The sequence below is a fragment of the Actinomadura sp. KC06 genome (genome assembly GCF_004348735.1).
GTDB lineage: Bacteria > Actinomycetota > Actinomycetes > Streptosporangiales > Streptosporangiaceae > Spirillospora.
In genome coordinates, this window is record NZ_SMKT01000172.1 from 1 (window position 1) to 17,874 (window position 17,874).

Here is a 17,874-nt window from a genome sequence, read left to right on the forward strand (position 1 = left end):
CACCAGCGCCACCCCGACACCGACGCGCACGCGCCGCACACCCACCCCCACGCCAACCCGCACCAGGCCCCGAAACGGACAGCTGCTGGTAGGCGGCCCTCAGTGCGGCGTCCTCGGCCCCGGCGAGAGCTGCAGTATCCCGGTCAGCGCGTCCGGCGGGACGGTCAGGTGGTCGGCGTCCGCCGGATCTCCGCTCAGCGGCGGCGGAGGCGGCACGGTTCCCAGCGGCCAGACGCGCAATGCGGTCGTCACCCTCTCGTGTGGCGACGAGCCCGGCTCGGGCACCGCGACCGTCACCTTCTCCCCCGGCGGCCAGACGCGATCCGTCTCATGGCAGTGCCCGGGCACAGGGGACGGCGGAGGCGGCGGAGGCGGCCGTAATTAAACGTGACCTAAGTCACATTTTGGGACCGGAGTGCCTTGCTCACTAGGCGAGACGGCCACGGCGCGTACCGCTGCCGTCACTGAAATCCGTTCATAGGGGAGAAATCTCAGCAACTTGGTGGCAAGATCAGGCAACCAAGAGCGGGCCGGCGGGCGTCGCCGCTCACGGGGGCACGATCAAGAACACCGAATTCGACTGGGAGGGTTCCCGTGGCCGGTGAGCCAGGGCCCGGGCGGGACGACGACCTCAGGCTCGCGAACTCGCTGCGAGCCGGGGACGTCATCGCGCTGACCGAGGTCTACGACACCTACGCGCCGTTCCTTTACGACTACTGCCACGGGCTGCTCCGCGACCGTGTCGAGGCGGCGGGCGCGCTGCGCAACGTCGTCATCGCCGCCCGCGAGCACATCGACCGGCTCACCGAGCCGGACCGGCTGCGCGGCTGGCTGTACTCGATCGCCCGCAAGGAGTGCATGCGCCGTCGCGACAGCCCGAACCGGCACACCGGGCAGGAGGCGCCGGAGGCCGACGACGACCTGACCGACGAGCAGCTCGCCCGGCGCGAGGAGCGCAGGCTGCTCGCGCACAGCGCGCTGGCCGCGCTCAACGGGCGGCAGCGCGAGGCGATCGACCTGTCGGTCCGGCACGAGCTGGACGAGGTCGACCTGTCCGGCATCTTCGGCATGCCGCTGGAGGAGACGCTCGCGCTGGTCGAGAAGTCCCGCGAGGACCTCGCGAGCGCGCTGCACGCGTCCCTCATCGCGCAGAACCACTGGAAGGACTGCCCCAGCGTCTCGGCGCTGACGGAGTCGTGGCCGCTGTCCCCGCAGACGTCGGCGTCGCTCGTCCGGCATGTGGCGAGCTGCCCGGTGTGCGGCGAGCGCGAGACGCCGCCGCTGCCGACCGACCGGCTGCTGTCCGTCCTGCCGATCGCGGCGATCCCCGCCGAGCTGCGGCTGGACGTGCTGACCGCCGCCACCGCCGAGGACCGCGCCGGGAACCGCCGCGCCATCGCCGCGTGGACGGAGCCGTTCGACGAGTACGGCTGGCCGCTCCCCTACGAGCCGTCGCCCGCCCGCGCCCGCGACCGGGCCCCGCGCCGCCGTGCTCCCCTCATCGCCGCGGTCGCCGTGGCCATCGGGGCCGTGGTGCTGTTCGTCGGGGCGATGTCGTGGCTCGGCGGCGGCGACGGGTCGAACGCGTCGGCGAACAACCCGGCGGTGCCGGGCGGCGGGTCCAGCACGGGCACCGATCCGGCGTCGCCGACCGGACCGTCGCCGACGGATTCGTCGGCGTCCCCCAGCAAGTCGCCGTCGAAATCCCCGTCCAAGACGCCCTCGAAGACGCCGACCACCAAGGCGCCTCCCTCGGAGACCGACGACCCCAGGCCCCCGAAGCCGGGCAGCCTCCGGGTGGAGTCGGGGTGCAGCATGGGCAGGAGCAGCTCCTGCGTCATCACGATCACCGCGGTCGGCGGCCCGGTGAACTGGCGCGTGACCGGTACGTCCGGTCCGGTCCAGGCGGGCGGTTCCGGGCACCTCAGCGCGGGGCAGAGCGGAGGCGTGCGAGTGTCGCGCGATGAACCGACCATCTGCCTGGGCGGCCAGAGCGGGTCCGTGTCGTTCTCGTCCGGCGCTTCCGCGTCGGTGTCCTACATCTGCTGAGCCGCCAAGAGGCCGGGGCCGCCTCGGTCTCGTACTGCTGAGGACGTTTCAGGAACGCCGCGGGCGCGCATCCGTTTGGGAGTGCGGGTGCGCGCCAAGCGGCGTTTTGGCCGGTCGGACGCTATTCCTGCCGGTCTGGTCAGAGTGAGCCGGTGTCGAGAGTGCGGTGCGCCCGGCGCAGCAGCACCGGGACGCCCTCGCCGATCTGGTCGAATCCCTCGCCCACGGTCGCCTTCTGCAGGTAGCGGGCGTGGATGCCCTCCAGGATGACGGCGAGCTTGAAGCACGCGAACGCTACGTAGAAGTCGAGGTCGGCGAGGTCGAACCCGGTCAGCGCCGCGTACCGGTCGATGAACTCGCGGCGGGTGAAGAAACCCGGCGCCGCGGTGATCTTGGCGCCGACCGGGAGCTCGTCGGCGTCGGCCGCCTCCGCCCAGTAGACGAGCGTCAGCCCGAGGTCGGACAGCGGGTCGCCGAGCGTCGACATCTCCCAGTCGACCACGGCCGCGATCACGGGACGCGGCTCCAACCGGACGAGGGCGTTGTCGAGCCGGAAGTCGCCGTGGACGAGCCGCGCCCGTCCACCCGCACGCCCCGCGGAGTCCGGCGGCATCCGCTCGGCGAGCCTCGTGCCGAGCCGGTCGTATTCGGGCAGGTCGCGGACGGCGCCGGTGGCGCGGATGGCCTCCTGCGAGCCGTCCCACTGCCTCCTCCAGCGGGCGAGCTGGCGCTCCATGTAGCCGCTCGGACGCCCGAAGTCCGCCAGGCCGGCGGCGTCCACGTCGACGGTGTGGATCGCCGCGAGCGCCTCCGCGAGCGCCTCGCTGAGGCCGCGCGCCTGCTCGGGAGCGATGTCTTCGGCGTCCTCGCGGCTGCGCAGGACGCGGCCCTCGACGTGGTCCATGAGGTAGAAGCGCGCGCCGATGACGTCCTCGTCGTCGCAGAACGCCAGAGTTCTGGGCACCGGCACCGCCGTCCCGCCGCCGAGCGCGGTCAGCACCCGGTATTCGCGTCCCATGTCGTGGGCGGTCGGCTGGACGTGCCCGAGCGGCGGCCTGCGCAGGACGACGCGGCGGCCGCCGTCCAGGGTGATCGCGTAGGTGAGGTTGGAGCGCCCGCCCGCGATCAGCTCGATCGCGGCGATGCGTCCCGATCCGGGCAGTTGGCGGGCCAGCCAGCCCGCGAGGCCGGGGAGGTCGATCCCGGGGACCTCGGACGGGGACCCTGCCGGCTGCTCTGCGTCAACGCTCATGACGACCTATTAGAACGCGGCTCGGTCCGAGCTGTGAACCCGCCCCGGCCCGTCCCGGGCCGTCCTGGTCTGCTCCCGGCTTCCCCTGGGCCCTCCCCGGCCCGCCCGCCGGTCCCTTCCCTGCGGTCCGTAATCCTCCGGCCACTTCCGGCCGACTTCCAGGAAGGCTTCACCTGGCCTCCAGAGTTCGCTCTGACCTGCACGAACATGGCGGCGGCCACAATCGGCCGGGCGATTCCGCGAGACTCTCACAGGAAAAAAGGGACGCCAGGTGGATTCGACGGACACGCGGGGTACGCATCTGCGACGACACCCGAGCAGAGTGGGCACTACCCGGCGCGGAGGTCAATAGCCGTCATATCCGGCCCATGGCGGCGGGCTGGACTACGAATGTCCCGCCGGGCATACGTCAAGGACTAGACCATTCGGGACTAGACCGCCCGATTGGGGGGGACGCACCGTGGCAGACGCATGGCTGCCGGGAGCCGGCCGCATGCCGGCGCGACAGGACGGCGGAGCTTTGCGAGGAGGCGCACCCCGGGTCGTCTGGTGCGCCGGCGAGCACGATCCGCGCACCGTCTCCGCCCGCTCGGTGGCCGCCGACCTGATCAAGGAGGATCGGCCGTCGCACCTGGTCTGGCATCCCGGCACCGGCGAGATCGTCCAGCTCCTGCCCGCCACCCGCGCCGCGCGGCTGCTCGGCGGGCGGGTCGGCCGCGAGGGGCGCGTCTGCCTGCAGATCATGGTGGTCGCCCAGTCCCGGGCGCCGTTCACCGGGGCGCTGCTCACCGGCCTCGACGCGATCGTCCAATGGCTGGACGCGTGGGGCGTCGCGCGCCGCTGGCCCGCCGGCCCCCCGCTGCCGTCGCCGCAGTCGTACCACGCGCACCGCGGCCGCAAGGACTGGGCGCGCGGCGGGCACTACGGGGCGTCCCAGGTCCCGCTCGTCGACCGTCCCGACCCGGGCGGCATCGACATCCGCCGCATCACCGGACCGGACACCCCGGTCGCCCCCATCCCGAGGCCACGCGCGCCGATCCCGGAGGCCGCGCCCGCGCCCCGGCTCATGCCCCGGAGCCCGCGCCCGTCCGAGCCCGTCCGCCCGCCGCAGAACGATCCACAGCCTCCCGGACGGCTGCCCCCGGCCTCCGAGCCGGTACCGGTCGCCCAGTCCGCCATGTCCAACTGACGGCCGCGCCGCTCCGCCCCGGTCCCTCGCCCCTCAGCTCGCCCCGGTTTCCACCAGTTCGTGGACGACCTCGCAGCCCTTGCGGAGCTCGGCCAGCCCCGCCGCCGAGCCGTATCCGATGACCAGCCCGGACGCCCGCCGCGAACCCGTGTGGTGATGGCGTTCCAGCGTTTCCACGAGGACGCCCCGTGCCGCCGCCTCGCGGACGACCCGTCCGGCCAGGGGCGCCGGGACGTCCACGACGAGGTGCAGCCCGGCGGTGTCGCCGCGCAGGGGCAGCCCGTCCAGCGCCCGGACGACCGCGTCCCGCCGCCGCGCGTACTCCCCGCGCATCCGCCGGACGTGGCGGTCCAGGTCGCCGCGTTCGAGCAGGAGCCGGAGCGCGTCCTGCGGGACGACGGCCGTCCGGTCGTTCAGCTCCTCGCGGCGCAGCGCGATCTCCCCGACCAGCTCCGGGCGGCCCACCAGCCAGCCGACCCCCATGTCCGCGGTGAGGATCTTGGCCGTCGTGCCGAGGTAGACGACGACGCCGGGGTCGAGCCCGTAGAGCGCGGGCAGCGGCGCGACGTCGTAGCGGAACTCGCCGTCGTAGTCGTCCTCCGCGACGAGCGCCCCCGTGCGCCTCGCCCACGCGAGCAGGGCCTGGCGGCGCGGGACGGGCAGCACGCCGCCCATCGGGAACTGGTGCGACGGCGTCGTGTAGACGAGGCGCAGATCATCGGGAAGGCCGTCGACGATGAGGCCGTGCTCGTCGACCGGGCACGGCACCAGCTCGGCGCCGCGTCCCGCCAGGACCGCGCGGGCGCGCCGGTAGCCGGGCTCCTCCACCCCGACCCGGTCGCCGGGACGCAGGACGGTCGCGGCCAGCAGATCGAGCCCGTTCGTCGCGCCCCTCGTCACCAGCAGCCCGTCCACGGGACACGCCACGCCGCGGCTGCGCCTGGTGTAGTCGGCCAGTGCGACGCGCAGGCCCGGCAGGCCGTGCGGGTCCTGCCGTTGCTGGAGCGGCATGCCGGACGCCAGCCGCCAGGCGCGCCGCCACGCGGGAGTATCGAGCGCCCCGACCCACGCCAACCCCGGCCGCAGGTCGATCTCGTGCGGGGCGGCCGTCCGGAAAACCGATCTCGTCGTCGGCGGCTGCGGCTTCGGAGGGCGCGGAGCGGCGACGCCGTCGGTCACATAGGTCCCCGACCCATGGCGGCCCTCCAGCCAGCCCTCCGCGTACAGCTGCTCGTACGCCTCCGTCACCACCGTCCGGCTCACCCCAAGCAGTCCGGCCAGCGCCCGGCTGGCGGGCAGGCGCTCGCCCGCGGCCAGCCGCCCCTCCCCCATCGCCGCGCGCAACTGGCCGACCAGCTGGGCGCTCATCGGCTCGTCCCCGTCCCGGTCGACGGCGAGGGGCAGGTCGATCGACAAAGTGGTCTCCCGCTATCCGCTTCAAGTGGCCCTACCGACCAGGCCACTCTCTTCCTAGCGTAACCTCCATGACGCCACTCTCACCGACCGCCCGCACCCGCATCGGCAGGCTCCCGGAACGCGCCGCCCGCGACCGCTCCGACCTCTACCGCGTCCTCGACGACGGCATGATCTGCCACCTCGGCCTCATCGTGGACGGCTCGCCGCGCGTCATCCCCACCGGCTACGGCCGCCTGGACGACACCCTCTACCTCCACGGCTCCACCGGGGCGAGCAGCCTCCGGGCCGGGCCGACCCAGGACGTCTGCGTCACCGTCACCCACCTCGACGGAATCGTCATCGCCCGGTCCCTTTTCCACCACTCCATGAACTACCGAAGCGCCGTCATCTTCGGCACCCCCCGCCTCGTCGACGACCCGGACGAGAAACTGGCCGGCCTCCGCGCCATCACCGAGAACCTCAGCCCCGGCCAATGGGACGTGGCACGCCAGCCCACCCGCAAGGAAATGGCCGCCGTCTCCGTACTCGCCCTCTCCCTGGACGAGGCGTCCGTCAAAATCCGCCAGGGCGGCCCCAGCGACGACGACGAGGACTACGCGCTCGACGTATGGGCGGGCGTCGTCCCCGTGCACCAGACGTTCGGCGAACCGTCCCCCGACCCGGTCCTGCGCCCGGGCATCCCCGTCCCCGGCCACATAGCCCACCGCGCCAATGGGGATTCCGCTATCGGCCCCTGATCGGTGGAAGAAGTTCCCTCGACCTGGCGTAACCTGGCCTGATGGTGGAGTCGGCCGTGCCGCGACGGATGACGCGGCATTGCTGCGACGGGCTTGGAATCCGCTGGAATTTCCTCGGGGTTCCAGAGGATCTCCGCAGGTGAGAGGGCACATGACGGACACAAGGCTAGTCTGGGTCGATTGCGAGATGACGGGCCTCGACCTGCGCGACGACGCGCTCATCGAGATAGCCGCACTGGTCACCGACAGCGAACTCAACATCCTCGACGAGGGCGTCGACGTGGTGATCAAGCCCCCGCCCGAGGCGCTCGCCCAGATGACGCAGGTCGTCCGGGACATGCACACCACGTCCGGCCTGCTCGAAGCCCTGCCGTCCGGAGTCACCCTCGCCGAGGCCGAGGACACCGTCCTCAAGTACGTCCGGTCCCACGTCAAAGAGGCCAACAAGGCCCCCCTCTGCGGCAACTCCATCGCCACCGACCGCTCGTTCCTCGCCCGCGACATGCCGGCCCTCGACGCCCACCTCCACTACCGCATGGTGGACGTGTCGTCCATCAAGGAGCTCGCCCGCCGCTGGTACCCCCGCGTCTACTTCGCCAGCCCCGAGAAGAAGGGCGGCCACCGGGCCCTCGCCGACATCACCGAGAGCATCCAGGAACTGCGCTACTACCGCGCCGCCGTCTTCGTCCCCCAACCGGGCCCCGACTCCGAAACCGCCCGCGCCGTCGCCGCCAGGGTCGCCTCAGGCTGACCCACCCGCCCGGAGCCGCTACACTACTGGGAGCCGGGCACCGATCCCGGCCACGGTGGGTGTAGCTCAGCTGGCAGAGCACTTGGTTGTGGTCCAAGATGTCGGGGGTTCAAGTCCCCTCACTCACCCCAGACGAAAGCCCTGGTCACCGCAAGGATGACCAGGGTTTCTCTGTGTCATGCGTCAGGCTCCCGCTCTCGGATGTCCGATTCCGGGAGCAATCTGGGAGTGATCTTGTTCCTTTTGCACCGTTGCTGTCGGCTTCAGGACGTGCGGCCAGCACACAGGGAGCAGCGCCCAAAGTCGAACTCCGTGGCGGTGGCCTGCTCCCAGATCCGGGAGCAGTTCTCGTTCCAGGTCGAGTCGATCACCCGGCCGATCACCACGGCGATCACGCTTGCCGCGCCGGCCGCAGTAAGTACAGATGCAGCGCTCTGGAGCCGAGCACCGGTCGTGAACGTGTCGTCCAACAGCAGCACCCGTGCGCCGTCAATCCGCTCGTTGGCCCTGAATGCCCCATCGCTCGCCAGGTTGTGGGCGGCTGCCCCGGGTCCCCGTTCCAGTACAGGGCGGTAGCAGGTCACAAGCCGTCGTATCTTGCCAACCACGTCGACGAACGGGTGCACGCCAGGCTGAGCCTCTTGACGCGTGCTTGGCACCGTTGTAGCGAGGGTGAACATGCCGCCGACGAGCGAGGTCAAGCACGATTCATGGTTGGCGACGAACCGCGAAAGCGTCGCGGCGATCTGGGTGGAGAACCTGTCTGCGGCCAGAGGCGACAGACCGCGCTTGTACCCCTTCAGGACGTGGTGTATCTGGGTGTCTTTCTCGTAGAGCGTGATGGGCCTTGACTACGGCCTCCAGGACATCGTCAAGGGCCCGTACAACAGTCACACCTGGACGGTTGGCGTAGCGCTGCGCCCACTCCTGATCTTCGAGGAGTCGTTCCGGTAGGAACAGCCGTTTGCCGTGTTCGAGTGCGATGCGGGCCTGCATTTTCGCGCCACTGGTCGCTGAGGCTTCGACCACGATGGTTCCGGCAGCCAACCCACTCATCACCACGTTCCGCAGCGGGAAGTTCGTGCGGCGGGGTGGAGCCTCCGGCCAGAACTGAGATACGACGGCACCACCCCCGCTTACGATCCGGCGGGCCAGGTCCGCGTTCTCTGTGGGGTAGGTGGGAGAGAGGATGCCGGTACAGATGACCGCGACGGTCCGGCCACCGGCGTCCAGGGTTGCAGTGTGCGCCGCAGTGTCGATGCCTCGGGCGAGCCCGGATACAACGCAGACGCCAGCCTCAGCCAGCCCACTGGCCAATGCCGCGGCGTTCTCGCGCCCCTCCTTGCTCGCCTGGCGGGTACCAACGACGGCAACGGCCTTGAGGTCACGCGGATCCAGATGGCCACGGACCCAGATGAAGGGCGGGCGGTTGTAGATCATCTGGAGATTGACGGGATAGGCAACGTCCAGCACGGTGACGAGCCGCACTCCACCGGCCGTCACCCGGTCGATCAGCTGACGCGCTCGCTCGACATCACCCGGCTCCAGCCGCGCTCGTATCTCGTCCACCACGTCCTGTTGATCGCGAGAGACCAGGCCAGTCTCGCCGTCGATGATTCGCTCAGCGCTGCCGCACTCGGCGATCAGGTTGGCGGTGCGGTGCCAGTCGCGCGCAGACGCCTTGACCAGTGCAAGGACAGCGGCCTGCTCGGCCAGCGACATTGCCGTCACCCCCCATTCGAACGCGCTTTCGACATGAACATACGTCCTGTGCAGGGAGCACGCTAGTACCCCCGGGTGCCGTGGTGCTGGCCCCTCCCCCACCACAGCGAGCGGGGTACGTGAAGTCACCGTAGGGCGCTCGCCGCTCCTACAGCGGCAAGTTGGCCAAGTCGGCTGAGTCGTTTGCGACGCGTAACCACCTGGGCTGGTTGAGCCATGGGTACTCACAGATTTGGCCCTTCTGCGCTCAGCGGGCGACTCCCGTTAGGAGCGGCGCTACGGTCTTGGAGACAGGCATCGAGGGCCCCGCCGCCGACGCCCGCCGCCTGTTGGCCCGGCGCATCGGCCAAGCCCGGACGGCCGCAGAACCGCAGGCAACCAAAGAACTCATCACCTTGTGCGCGCAGTTGCCACTGGCACTGAGCATCGTGGCCGCTCGTGCCACGACGTGCCCGCCTTTCCCGCTGGCCGCACTCGCGGAGGAGTTGCGCGACGTGGAGTCGCGATGGGACACATTGGACGGTGGTGAAGCGACGGCCAACGCCCGCTCCGTCTTCTCCTGGTCATACCGGCGCCTACCGTCCCAGGTCGCGCGGCTGTTCCGGCTCCTGGCCCTACATCCCGGGCCGGACATCGGCGTCCCCGCAGCAGCGGCCCTGGCAGGGATCCGCACGCATCTGGTACGTCCGATCCATGACCCTGACTCGGACCGGCGCTCCGCATCACGGCGTCTCCTCGATCACTATCTGCACTCCGCGTACGGTGCGGCGCTCCACCTGCACCCCCGCCGGGGAGACATCTCGCTGCCCTCGGCCCATCCGACCCGGGGAACGCGAGACCTTCCCTGATTACGAACGAGCATGGGCCTGGTTCGAGACGGAATACTCAGCCGTACTGGCAGTCCTCCACCGGTCCACCGCTTCCTCCAGTGGCCACACCTGGCGGCTTGTGTGGAGTATCGCGGAGTATCTCGAAAGGCGTGGGCGCTCACGCGAGTGGTTTGCCGCCTGCCACGCCGCCCTGACCGCGACCCAGCGTGATGCCGATCGGCTCGGACAAGCGCAGACCCAACGTAGCCTTGGCCGGGCCTGCTTATGGCTGCGCCGTCTCGACGAGGCGATCGTGCACTTTAGCCAGGCTCTGACCTTGTTCCAGAATCTTGACGAGCCAACCGACCAACTGTCGACCTCGGCCTCCCGGCCATCCCGAAGTCCCCAGAACCCAAATGAACTGAGTGTTGTGGCTTGCGGTGTTCAGGGGCGGCGGTAGTGCAGCGTGACCGCGCCCGTGGTGGGGATGGTCGTGGTTCCGGCAAGTTGCCAGGTTGATGCGTGGTCGGTGGGGAGGAGGCGCACGCCGCCGCCCAGAGTCGCAGGAACCACCGTCAGGTAGAGCTCGTCGACCAGGTCTGCCTTGAGGAGCGTCTGGATGATGCTGGCGCTGTTCAAGACGAGAATGTCGCGGCCCGGGGCGGTCTTGAGTGACCGGACCTCTGCCTCTGGGTCCCGGGCTACCCGGGCGTTGGTCCATTGCGTGGTCTCCAGGTCTGCCTGCTGCAGCGTCGTGGAGAAGACGACCTTCTCGACGGTGGCGAGCCAGTTGCCCAGATCACGAGTTCGGGTCGAGCTGCTCGGGTCCTCGGTCAGCCCAGGCCACACGGAAGTGAAGCCCTCCCAATTGGTCCGGCCCACGACCGCCGTACTCGCACCACGCCAGATCCCCTCATAGAAGACCTCGCTCTGTGGACTGGAGATGTGCTCCATCGCCCAGCTCATGTCGTCATCGGGTCCGGTGCTGCTGTACCCATCGATCGACACGACAGCGTCGGCTATGACAGTGCGCTGTGGTCCAAACGACACGACGCGCTCCTCTTTTCGATCACCTTCTGAGGCCGAGGCACCCTGTCCTCGACATGAACCGCTGTGGTCCACGCCCCCACCCAAGTCGGAGCATCGTTGCGGCAGCATATGCGTTTTTCGATACGCCCGCGATACACGAGATCCCCTAACATTCCGACATCATCCCAGCCGGTGCGCACGGGTCGCCGGCGGTCGCCGCGACAGCCAAATGCCTGCTTCCCGTCCCCTGATCAGCGCTGGCGGCCCTGACCTGCGCAGCGTTCGCCGTAGCCGTTCGCGTTCAGGAGCCGCCACGGTGTGACGCCTTCGCATAACGCTAACCCGACTGGCTTTGGAGCCTTCGCCGAGAACCGTTCGCAACGCCGTCATGGTGATGGATCAGCGCACGGATCCAAGACCGGCCACCACTGCACGTCATGCGGCGGCGATCGTAGCGGTCGCGTCGCCGCAGCGCCATGTCGACGGCGTCCAGCACCAGCCGGGTCTGCTCGGTGGTCGCCGCCCAGCCGACGATGGCGCGGGAGAACCACGCCACGCAAGTCACAACCAGCCTGTGACCTGCGGACTCAGGTTGGAATTGCCTCACTCGACGGTGCGGCCGTTGCGTGAATCTCCTCGATCACGAAACGTTGTTCAGCGATGGCGTGCGATCAAGGGGTAGGCGTCATTTCCTACATATCTGGAGCCGACGGCCCACAAACCGCCGCCTGGAATGCCCGCCAATCCGTAGAAGCTACCTTGGGCGATTCGCGGTACCGGCGCTTTGGTCCACTGGCGTCCGGTCCAGTGCAGCGCGTACGGCGTGCCGCCGGTCGTGTAACCGGACGCCCACAGGTGTCCGCCCGCCTTGGCCACGTCGGTGAGCTGGGCTCCTTCGTCGGGCACGGGTGTATGAGCCCAGCCGTGGCCGTTCCAGTGCATGGCCATCGGCCGACGGCCGCCGGGGCCGGTGCCGTGGGCCCAGGTGTACCCGACAGCCCAGACATCGGATCGGCTCAGCGCCAGCACCTTTTGCAGCGATGTCTCCCATCCAGGGTTTCTCGGCGCGACGATCCACCGTTTCCAGGTGCGACCGTTCCAGCGAAGGATGATCGCCTGGGTAAGGTCGTCCACCGCGTCGTCTCCGGCGATCCACACATCGTGCCGAGCGCTGGCTCCGACGGTGGTGAGCGACCCGGCGCCCAGTTCGGGAATGTGAAGTAGCTGCCACTTCTTTCCGTTCCACCGCTGGACGAATCCTTGCCACGGGTTGACGCCGCCTGCGTCTTTTTGCACGTTGCCGGCCAGCCAGGCGTCCCGGGGGCCGATGGCTTTGACGGAAATGGCGGAAGGAAACTGCCCGCCGGTGGAACCTCTCGGATCGACGTAGGCGTACTTCGTCCAGCGACGGCCGGACCAATGCAGGGTCGCCTTATCACCGGCCGCCCACACGTCCTTCGCCGAAGCGGCACTGACGTCGTTGACGCCCCCGACGTGCGGCACCCGCACCTGCCGCCATGCCCGGCCGTTCCAATGAAACGCCGTGGATCCCATTGCCCAGGCATCGTTGCGCCCGGGTGCGGCGACGCGGGTCAAAGACGCCTGCTCCTGCTTCCCGGTAGGCCGAAAGATCTCCCACTCCGGCGGCGGGCCCGCGGACGCCTTGAGCGGCACCGCGAGTACGCTCACCGCCATCGCCGTGAGGCCGGCGAGGCTTAGCGATCGAGAGTGATGCACGTGTCCTCCTGAGTTGGTGAACGCGACGTCTGGTCAGGGCCGCTGGCCTGGGCGGTCGGTAATCGCGGTCCGCAGCACGGCGGTCGATTCCAGTACCGTTCCGGGTTTCAGGCCCAGGCTTGTCTTGTCGTTGGGCGCGACGAGGACTTGCCGTTCGCCGAGGAAGGCGAAGGTTCGCGGGTCGAAGATCAGCTCGTTGCGGATGCCGTCGTGGGTGAGGGCGGCGGCCACACCCGGCCGCCCGGCGGCATCCCTCGCGTGCGGTACGAATGCGATGCCCGGTATCCGCGTCGCGGCCTTGAACATCGCCGCGCGCGCCTTGGACGGCAGCATCGAGGTGCGCAGCAGGTCGCCGACCGTGATGAACGCTTGCACGTCGGGTGGGTTGTTGCCGTGGCTGTTGCGGTAGAGGTATTCGCGCATGTGTCCGGGGTCTGTCGGCAGAGTCGCACGGTAAGCCGGGCGCGGTGGGCAGTCCTGCGTGAACGTCCGGGCCGGCGAAGGCGGACGCGCGATCCACGGGTCGTGAACCACGGTGTCCCGAGGTTTCGTCGCCCTGCAGTCCGCTCGTGTCCAGGCCTCAAGCGCCGTGCCTCTGCCGATGACCGACCGGGACAAACCGTCGCGCGTGCCGTCCACCGACAGCCAGGTACGGGTATGCGAGCGAGGGAACCGGTTCGTCACCTTTCCGCCGGAGACGGATGTCACCTGCTGGACTTCCCGCGTCTCCAGGAACACGTACTGATCCCCGCGCGGCGGTGGCTGCGCCGGCGTTGCCGCGGCCGCGTGGTCGAGCACTTCGACGGCCTCGGCCTGGGCCGGTGGCGGGTTGCCGCCGATCTCGGACGTGGGCGTCATGACGAGCACCACGGCCGCCCCGGCGGCGAGTGCCGCGGTCGCACCCCCGGCGATCATGACCCGCCGGCGGCCGAATCGACGGCGTGCCAGCGCCTCCTGTTCGATCACCTCACGCAACCGTCGCCGCTGCCGCGCCGACCTCGCCTCGGGCCCGTGATCGAGCCGGTCACCGAAGTCTCGAAGCATCTTCAGCTCATCCATGTCGTTCCTCCACCAACTCGAGGTCACCGAGAAACTCGCGCACGCGGCGGCGAGCCCGGTTAAGGCGGGACCCCACGGTGCCCACCGAAATATCCAGGGCCTGGGCGACCTCGGCATAGGTGAGATCGCCCCAGGCGACCAGCAGCAGGACGTCCCGGTCACGCCGGGCGAGTTCGCCCAGTGCGCGCGCCAGCAACGAACCCGCCGCCTTGGCCGTCACCTCTGCGGCCACCCGATCGGCCGGGCCCGCAACGTCACGCTCGGCGGGACTACGCTCCAGCGCCCGGTACCGCGCGGCCTCGGTCCGCCGGTGCCGCGCGATCAATTTCGTGACGATGCCGAACAACCAAGGCCGGGCATCGTCGTAGCTCAGGTCGTAGTGCTGCCGCCGCGAGAACGCGACGAGGAACGTCTCGCCCACGACGTCTTCGGCCGCCTCGACACCCAGCCGCCTTACCGCGTACCGGCTGAGCACCTTGAAGTAGCGATCGAACAGCTCACCGAAGACCTCGGGCCGGCTCAACGACTCGGCGATCAGTTCCGAATCCTGACGCGGCCCGGTCGCGGACTCCGCCGTCATCCCGGACACCACGACCGGACAACCCTGATCATGAGGGACACCTTCCGCCGGAAAACAGGTCACCTATGTCTCGCCACAAGCCGCATTTCGCCTTCACGCTCGCGACGCCTCCCAGCGGACTTCCGCGACAAGTGGAAACGGTGGGCCCGCCACCCCAGGCCCCCAAGCCCGCTCGCGGCGAGCAGTGAGTCTCGCCTCAACCGACGAGCAGTAAGTCAAGACCCTGACGACTTCCGAGCGGCCAATTTCGATCACGAACGTCTAGTCATGACTCGGGCGTGGTGAGCCCTGTCCAATCGAGGTCGAGATGGAGGTGCGTGATGAGCACGGCGTCCAGCGCGGCGGGCGGCACCACTGCGGGCAGCTCGCCCGCCACCCCGGGGCCGCAGTCAAGCAGCAGGCTGGCTCGGCCGGTCTGCAGGACGTAGCCGGAACTCGGCTGTCCTGGCGCCGGCATGCCGGCCCGGGCCCCGACCACCGAGAGTCGCATCCGCATCTCCTCAACCGCCCGGGAACGCGCGTTCAAGTCAAGAGAGACGGACTGCTCCCCGCAATCACCAAGCGATAGGCAACGCGCATCCACCGGCTCAAGGGCTCACGTGCGGGCACCTTGCGGCTCACGAGGATCGTCGAGGGTCAAGATTCGGGCGGGCACCACTAGGACAGGTCGTAGCCGAGAACCTCTCGGCGAGTTCAGCCAGCGCCCTGCGGTCTTCGGCCAATGCGGTGCGTCCCGCCTCGGTCGCGGTGTAGACGCGCCGCGCGCCCGGCCCTCCACCACCTGCTGGCGGGAGGTGAGCAGGCCCTCGGCCTCCAGCCGATGCAGCGTCGGATACAGCGTCCCGGGACTGATCTGGTAGCCGTGGCCGGCCAGTTCCCGGGTCATCCACGCGCCGTGGATCTCGGCCTCGGCGGCGTGATGCAGGATGTCCCTACTGGAGCGCGCCGCGCAGCACGCGTTCGAGTTCTACGGCGAGGCCATCCCGCTGGCCGAGTGCCAGGCGGTCACCACCGAGTCCTACGACCTGCTGGCCCGCACCGCCAAGATCAAGCACCATCTGGTCCCGCTCGCCGAACGCTGGTCGATCGACCGGCTGCGCCGGCTGGGCATCCTGGCCAACCGGCTGTCCCACGCCGCGCTGGAGGTCCTGTTCGTCGACCGCCACGACACCGCGACCGCACCGATGGCGGCGGCCCTGCTGACCGGCTACGCCCGCGGCCGGGTGCACGCCGGCTCCGCAGGCCGCGCGCCCGGCGACGCCGTCCACCCGGCCGCCGTGCAGGCGATGAGCGACACCGGCGTCGACCTCGGTCAGGCGTTCCCCAAGCCACTGACCGACGACGCCCTGCAGGCCGCCGACGTGATCGTCCTGCTCGGCGACGTCCCGAACCCGCCGACCTCACCGAACCCGCCGCCCAGAGCCGTGCGGTGGAGGGACGCCAGGTGCGACGCTGGAAGATCAACGACCTGGCAGCCTGCGGGTCGGTCACCGCCGCGGCGGTCCAGGAGGCCCGCGACGACCTCGATCGCCGCGTCTTGCTGCTGCTCGCCGATCTACTGTCGGCACCCGTCCGGCGCCAATGAGCTCGGCACGAAACTAGCGTCATTTCCCTCGTCACTCCGGATTCGGCCATTGAACCGCACCATTCCGGGCTGCCCCAACGGGCTGGAATGTCGCAAAGGTTAATTGGACCTCGTACGTAGTTTGCCTGCCGGTTAACAGCGAGGTGACGTCGGAATATGCGAGCCCGTCGTTGAACGGCTCGCGCTAGGTTGAGCGTCTCATTGCGGACGGTTCCTCCGCGTCCAAGGAGAATGCTCATGCGGAGCGATGGGTTCGATGTGCTGACCGACCTCAATTCGGCGCTCGACAGCAGGGGTCTGTTGACCGGCCTGACGGTCGGAGTGGTGACATTCGTCTGCGGCCTGGTGTACGGCAGGTTCCGCAAGCGGCGGCTGATCAGTTGGGCCGTGCTGTACGACGAGCCGATCAACCGGACCTTCCAGGACGACGGCCCCGACATGTGGGAGATCTCCTCCCAGGGACAGGAGATCGACAAAGGGAGCCTGGTCGTCCTGGACATCGCGAGCGCCGGCCGGGACGACATCGTCGAGGGCGACTTCGCCCTGCCGCTGTCCTTCCAGTTCCCGGGGCGCGAGTCGTCCATTTCAAGGTCCGCGATTCGGAGCACGTGCGGCGAAAGACCATCGACACCCCCGATGAGGACATGCAACCCCCGGACAACCGGTCGAAGATCGTACTGCCGCTCTTCTCGCTGAACCGGGGGGCGGATTTCAAGCTGCTGGTCCTGCTCAAAGAGCCGGCCTCGGAGTCCGGCGCGTCCAACGACCGCAATTACCAGATCGTGGACGGCGGCACCGTGCGGGGCGGTGAGATCCAGCAGCGCAGGCCCCGCAGCCGTCGCTACTGGTTCAAGGTGATCGCGGCGGGCACCGTCCTCGTCCTGCTGTTCGGTCTCACCGGGGGATCTATCTGGCCAACCGGGCCATCACTCCCGATCCCCAGTGTGCGATCGGGGCGCTGACCGTCCAGGGTTCGACCGCCTTCGCGCCGATCGCCAACAACGTGGCCAATGACTACGAGAACGACTGCACCGGCGCGTCGATCACGATCTCCGCCGTGGGAAGCGGCCCCGGCCTGGACGACCTGCGCCGAAACCCGGACCCCGGAGTGATCGCCATGACCGACGGTGTGGAGAGCGGGGCCACGCCGGGACTCAACGTCCGCCCGGTGGGGCTGGTGATCTTCGCCGTCGTGGCCAACAAGAACCTCAAGCTGTCCGATCTGACCACCGCGCAGCTCCGCGACCTGTTCCGGGCCGCCCCGTCCTCCGCTAACGGCAGTTTCGTCGTCGTCGGCCGCGACAGCGGCTCGGGCACCCGAAGGACCTTCGAGCAGACCGTCCTGGGCACCCGGAACAGCGACTTCCCGGCCTCGTCCACCTGCCCGACCGCTCCCCAGAGCACACCGGTGGCCTGCACGGTGAACACGAACATGGACCTGCTCACCTACATCGACCGCACCCCGAACGCCATCGGATACGCCGAAGCCGACGCGCTCACCTATTTCCCGAACGTGAGAACCCTCAGCATCGATGGCAAGCCCGCCACCCGCTCGGCGACGCTGAACGGCTCCTACCATTTCGTCGCGACCGAGTACCTCTACACCGCGGGACGGCCGCGCGGCCTGACCGCCGAATACCTCGCATTCCTGACCAGCGACCCGATGACCGCACGGCTGCGCGACCACAGCTACGTCGCCTGCTCGGAACTGTCCGGAACGGCTCTCGCCGGCCAATGCACCTGACCGCCCCTCGAAAACGCTCCGTTCACGAGTGCGGGCGGGCAGGCAAATGTCGACCGGCCTAACGTCGCCGAGGCTCAGGGGCCTTTGAGGATTTGGAGCATCTGGGTGGTCGTGGTGGTCCAGGGGTACTGCTCGGCACGGGTGCGGGCGGCGGACCGGCGGATCGGGCGGGGGACGCGGAGCAGCTCTTCGGTTCCGTCGGCGAAGCGTTCCGG

Annotated in this window: 19 protein-coding genes, 1 tRNA gene and 1 pseudogene; 10 read left to right on the top strand and 11 right to left on the bottom strand. The window is 69.4% G+C overall.

Annotated features, from left to right (window positions below; translation table 11 throughout):
* Positions 1-99: 99 nt before the first annotated feature.
* Positions 100-297, bottom strand: coding sequence for a hypothetical protein (locus E1287_RS35425; protein ID WP_131969649.1), 198 nt, complete (start codon positions 295-297; stop codon positions 100-102).
* Between the two features lie 297 nt (positions 298-594).
* Here E1287_RS35425 and E1287_RS35430 point away from each other — a divergent pair, with 297 nt between their 5' ends.
* Positions 595-2,049 (top strand): sigma-70 family RNA polymerase sigma factor, encoded by a 1,455-nt coding sequence (locus E1287_RS35430; protein WP_131969650.1) that lies wholly within the window; start codon positions 595-597, stop codon positions 2,047-2,049.
* A gap of 139 nt (positions 2,050-2,188) precedes the next feature.
* Here the strand turns inward: E1287_RS35430 and E1287_RS35435 are convergent, their stop codons facing one another.
* Positions 2,189-3,301, bottom strand: coding sequence for a phosphotransferase family protein (locus tag E1287_RS35435; protein WP_131969651.1), 1,113 nt, complete (start codon positions 3,299-3,301; stop codon positions 2,189-2,191).
* 493 nt (positions 3,302-3,794) lie between these two features.
* Here E1287_RS35435 and E1287_RS35440 point away from each other — a divergent pair, with 493 nt between their 5' ends.
* The gene (locus E1287_RS35440; RefSeq protein ID WP_243719650.1) at positions 3,795-4,490 is read left to right on the top strand and encodes a hypothetical protein; all 696 of its coding nucleotides are present in this window, start codon (positions 3,795-3,797) and stop codon (positions 4,488-4,490) included.
* 33 nt (positions 4,491-4,523) lie between these two features.
* Here E1287_RS35440 and E1287_RS35445 read toward each other — a convergent pair whose 3' ends face one another.
* On the bottom strand, positions 4,524-5,900 hold the full coding sequence (locus E1287_RS35445) for a PLP-dependent aminotransferase family protein (RefSeq protein WP_243719654.1): 1,377 nt from the start codon (positions 5,898-5,900) through the stop codon (positions 4,524-4,526).
* 74 nt (positions 5,901-5,974) lie between these two features.
* Here E1287_RS35445 and E1287_RS35450 point away from each other — a divergent pair, with 74 nt between their 5' ends.
* The 3 genes from E1287_RS35450 (at position 5,975) to E1287_RS35460 (ending at position 7,525) form a co-directional block, all read left to right on the top strand.
* On the top strand, positions 5,975-6,643 hold the full coding sequence (locus E1287_RS35450; protein ID WP_131969652.1) for a pyridoxamine 5'-phosphate oxidase family protein: 669 nt from the start codon (positions 5,975-5,977) through the stop codon (positions 6,641-6,643).
* Between the two features lie 151 nt (positions 6,644-6,794).
* Positions 6,795-7,394 carry an oligoribonuclease gene (gene orn, locus E1287_RS35455; protein ID WP_131969653.1) on the top strand — a complete coding sequence of 200 codons (600 nt, stop codon included), beginning with the start codon at positions 6,795-6,797 and terminating at the stop codon, positions 7,392-7,394.
* 55 nt (positions 7,395-7,449) lie between these two features.
* A tRNA-His gene (locus tag E1287_RS35460) sits at positions 7,450-7,525 on the top strand.
* A 132-nt stretch (positions 7,526-7,657) separates the two neighbouring features.
* Here E1287_RS35460 and E1287_RS35465 read toward each other — a convergent pair.
* Both E1287_RS35465 and E1287_RS35470 read right to left on the bottom strand, forming a co-directional pair.
* Positions 7,658-8,095 carry a phosphoribosyltransferase gene (locus E1287_RS35465; protein WP_131969654.1) on the bottom strand — a complete coding sequence of 146 codons (438 nt, stop codon included), beginning with the start codon at positions 8,093-8,095 and terminating at the stop codon, positions 7,658-7,660.
* 7 nt (positions 8,096-8,102) lie between these two features.
* Positions 8,103-9,116 carry a DNA-processing protein DprA gene (locus E1287_RS35470; RefSeq protein ID WP_131969655.1) on the bottom strand — a complete coding sequence of 338 codons (1,014 nt, stop codon included), beginning with the start codon at positions 9,114-9,116 and terminating at the stop codon, positions 8,103-8,105.
* 284 nt (positions 9,117-9,400) lie between these two features.
* Between E1287_RS35470 and E1287_RS35475 the strand changes: the two genes are divergently transcribed.
* Positions 9,401-9,964 (top strand): hypothetical protein, encoded by a 564-nt coding sequence (locus E1287_RS35475; RefSeq protein ID WP_131969656.1) that lies wholly within the window; start codon positions 9,401-9,403, stop codon positions 9,962-9,964.
* A 405-nt stretch (positions 9,965-10,369) separates the two neighbouring features.
* Here E1287_RS35475 and E1287_RS35480 read toward each other — a convergent pair whose 3' ends face one another.
* The 6 genes and pseudogenes from E1287_RS35480 to E1287_RS35505 all read right to left on the bottom strand — a co-directional run bounded on the left by E1287_RS35480 (position 10,370) and on the right by E1287_RS35505 (position 15,258).
* On the bottom strand, positions 10,370-10,975 hold the full coding sequence (locus E1287_RS35480) for a dihydrofolate reductase family protein (protein WP_279508090.1): 606 nt from the start codon (positions 10,973-10,975) through the stop codon (positions 10,370-10,372).
* Between the two features lie 633 nt (positions 10,976-11,608).
* A complete protein-coding gene (locus E1287_RS35485; protein WP_131969658.1) occupies positions 11,609-12,691 on the bottom strand; it encodes a hypothetical protein in 1,083 nt (360 codons plus the stop codon).
* A gap of 33 nt (positions 12,692-12,724) precedes the next feature.
* Positions 12,725-13,750: a CU044_5270 family protein gene (locus E1287_RS35490; protein ID WP_131969659.1), complete on the bottom strand. Its 1,026-nt coding sequence runs from the start codon at positions 13,748-13,750 to the stop codon at positions 12,725-12,727.
* The gene (locus E1287_RS35495; RefSeq protein ID WP_131969660.1) at positions 13,743-14,330 is read right to left on the bottom strand and encodes an RNA polymerase sigma factor; all 588 of its coding nucleotides are present in this window, start codon (positions 14,328-14,330) and stop codon (positions 13,743-13,745) included. Before E1287_RS35495 ends, E1287_RS35490 begins: the two co-directional genes overlap by 8 nt.
* 265 nt (positions 14,331-14,595) lie before the next feature.
* On the bottom strand, positions 14,596-14,820 hold the full coding sequence (locus tag E1287_RS35500) for an MBL fold metallo-hydrolase (protein ID WP_131969661.1): 225 nt from the start codon (positions 14,818-14,820) through the stop codon (positions 14,596-14,598).
* A gap of 127 nt (positions 14,821-14,947) precedes the next feature.
* A pseudogene (locus tag E1287_RS35505) lies at positions 14,948-15,258 on the bottom strand (PadR family transcriptional regulator).
* On the opposite strand from E1287_RS35505, the gene E1287_RS35510 reads away from it, so the two are divergent.
* The 4 genes from E1287_RS35510 to E1287_RS35525 all read left to right on the top strand — a co-directional run bounded on the left by E1287_RS35510 (position 15,257) and on the right by E1287_RS35525 (position 17,659).
* A complete protein-coding gene (locus E1287_RS35510; RefSeq protein WP_131969662.1) occupies positions 15,257-16,018 on the top strand; it encodes a hypothetical protein in 762 nt (253 codons plus the stop codon). The pseudogene E1287_RS35505 and the gene E1287_RS35510 overlap by 2 nt on opposite strands.
* 134 nt (positions 16,019-16,152) lie before the next feature.
* Positions 16,153-16,611 (top strand): hypothetical protein, encoded by a 459-nt coding sequence (locus E1287_RS35515; RefSeq protein ID WP_131969663.1) that lies wholly within the window; start codon positions 16,153-16,155, stop codon positions 16,609-16,611.
* Entirely contained in the window at positions 16,560-16,877 is a 318-nt protein-coding gene (locus tag E1287_RS35520) for a hypothetical protein (protein ID WP_131969664.1), read from the top strand. Before E1287_RS35515 ends, E1287_RS35520 begins: the two co-directional genes overlap by 52 nt.
* A 41-nt stretch (positions 16,878-16,918) precedes the next feature.
* Positions 16,919-17,659, top strand: a complete 741-nt coding sequence (locus E1287_RS35525; RefSeq protein WP_243719653.1) for a substrate-binding domain-containing protein — start codon at positions 16,919-16,921, stop codon at positions 17,657-17,659.
* Positions 17,660-17,874 lie beyond the last annotated feature (215 nt).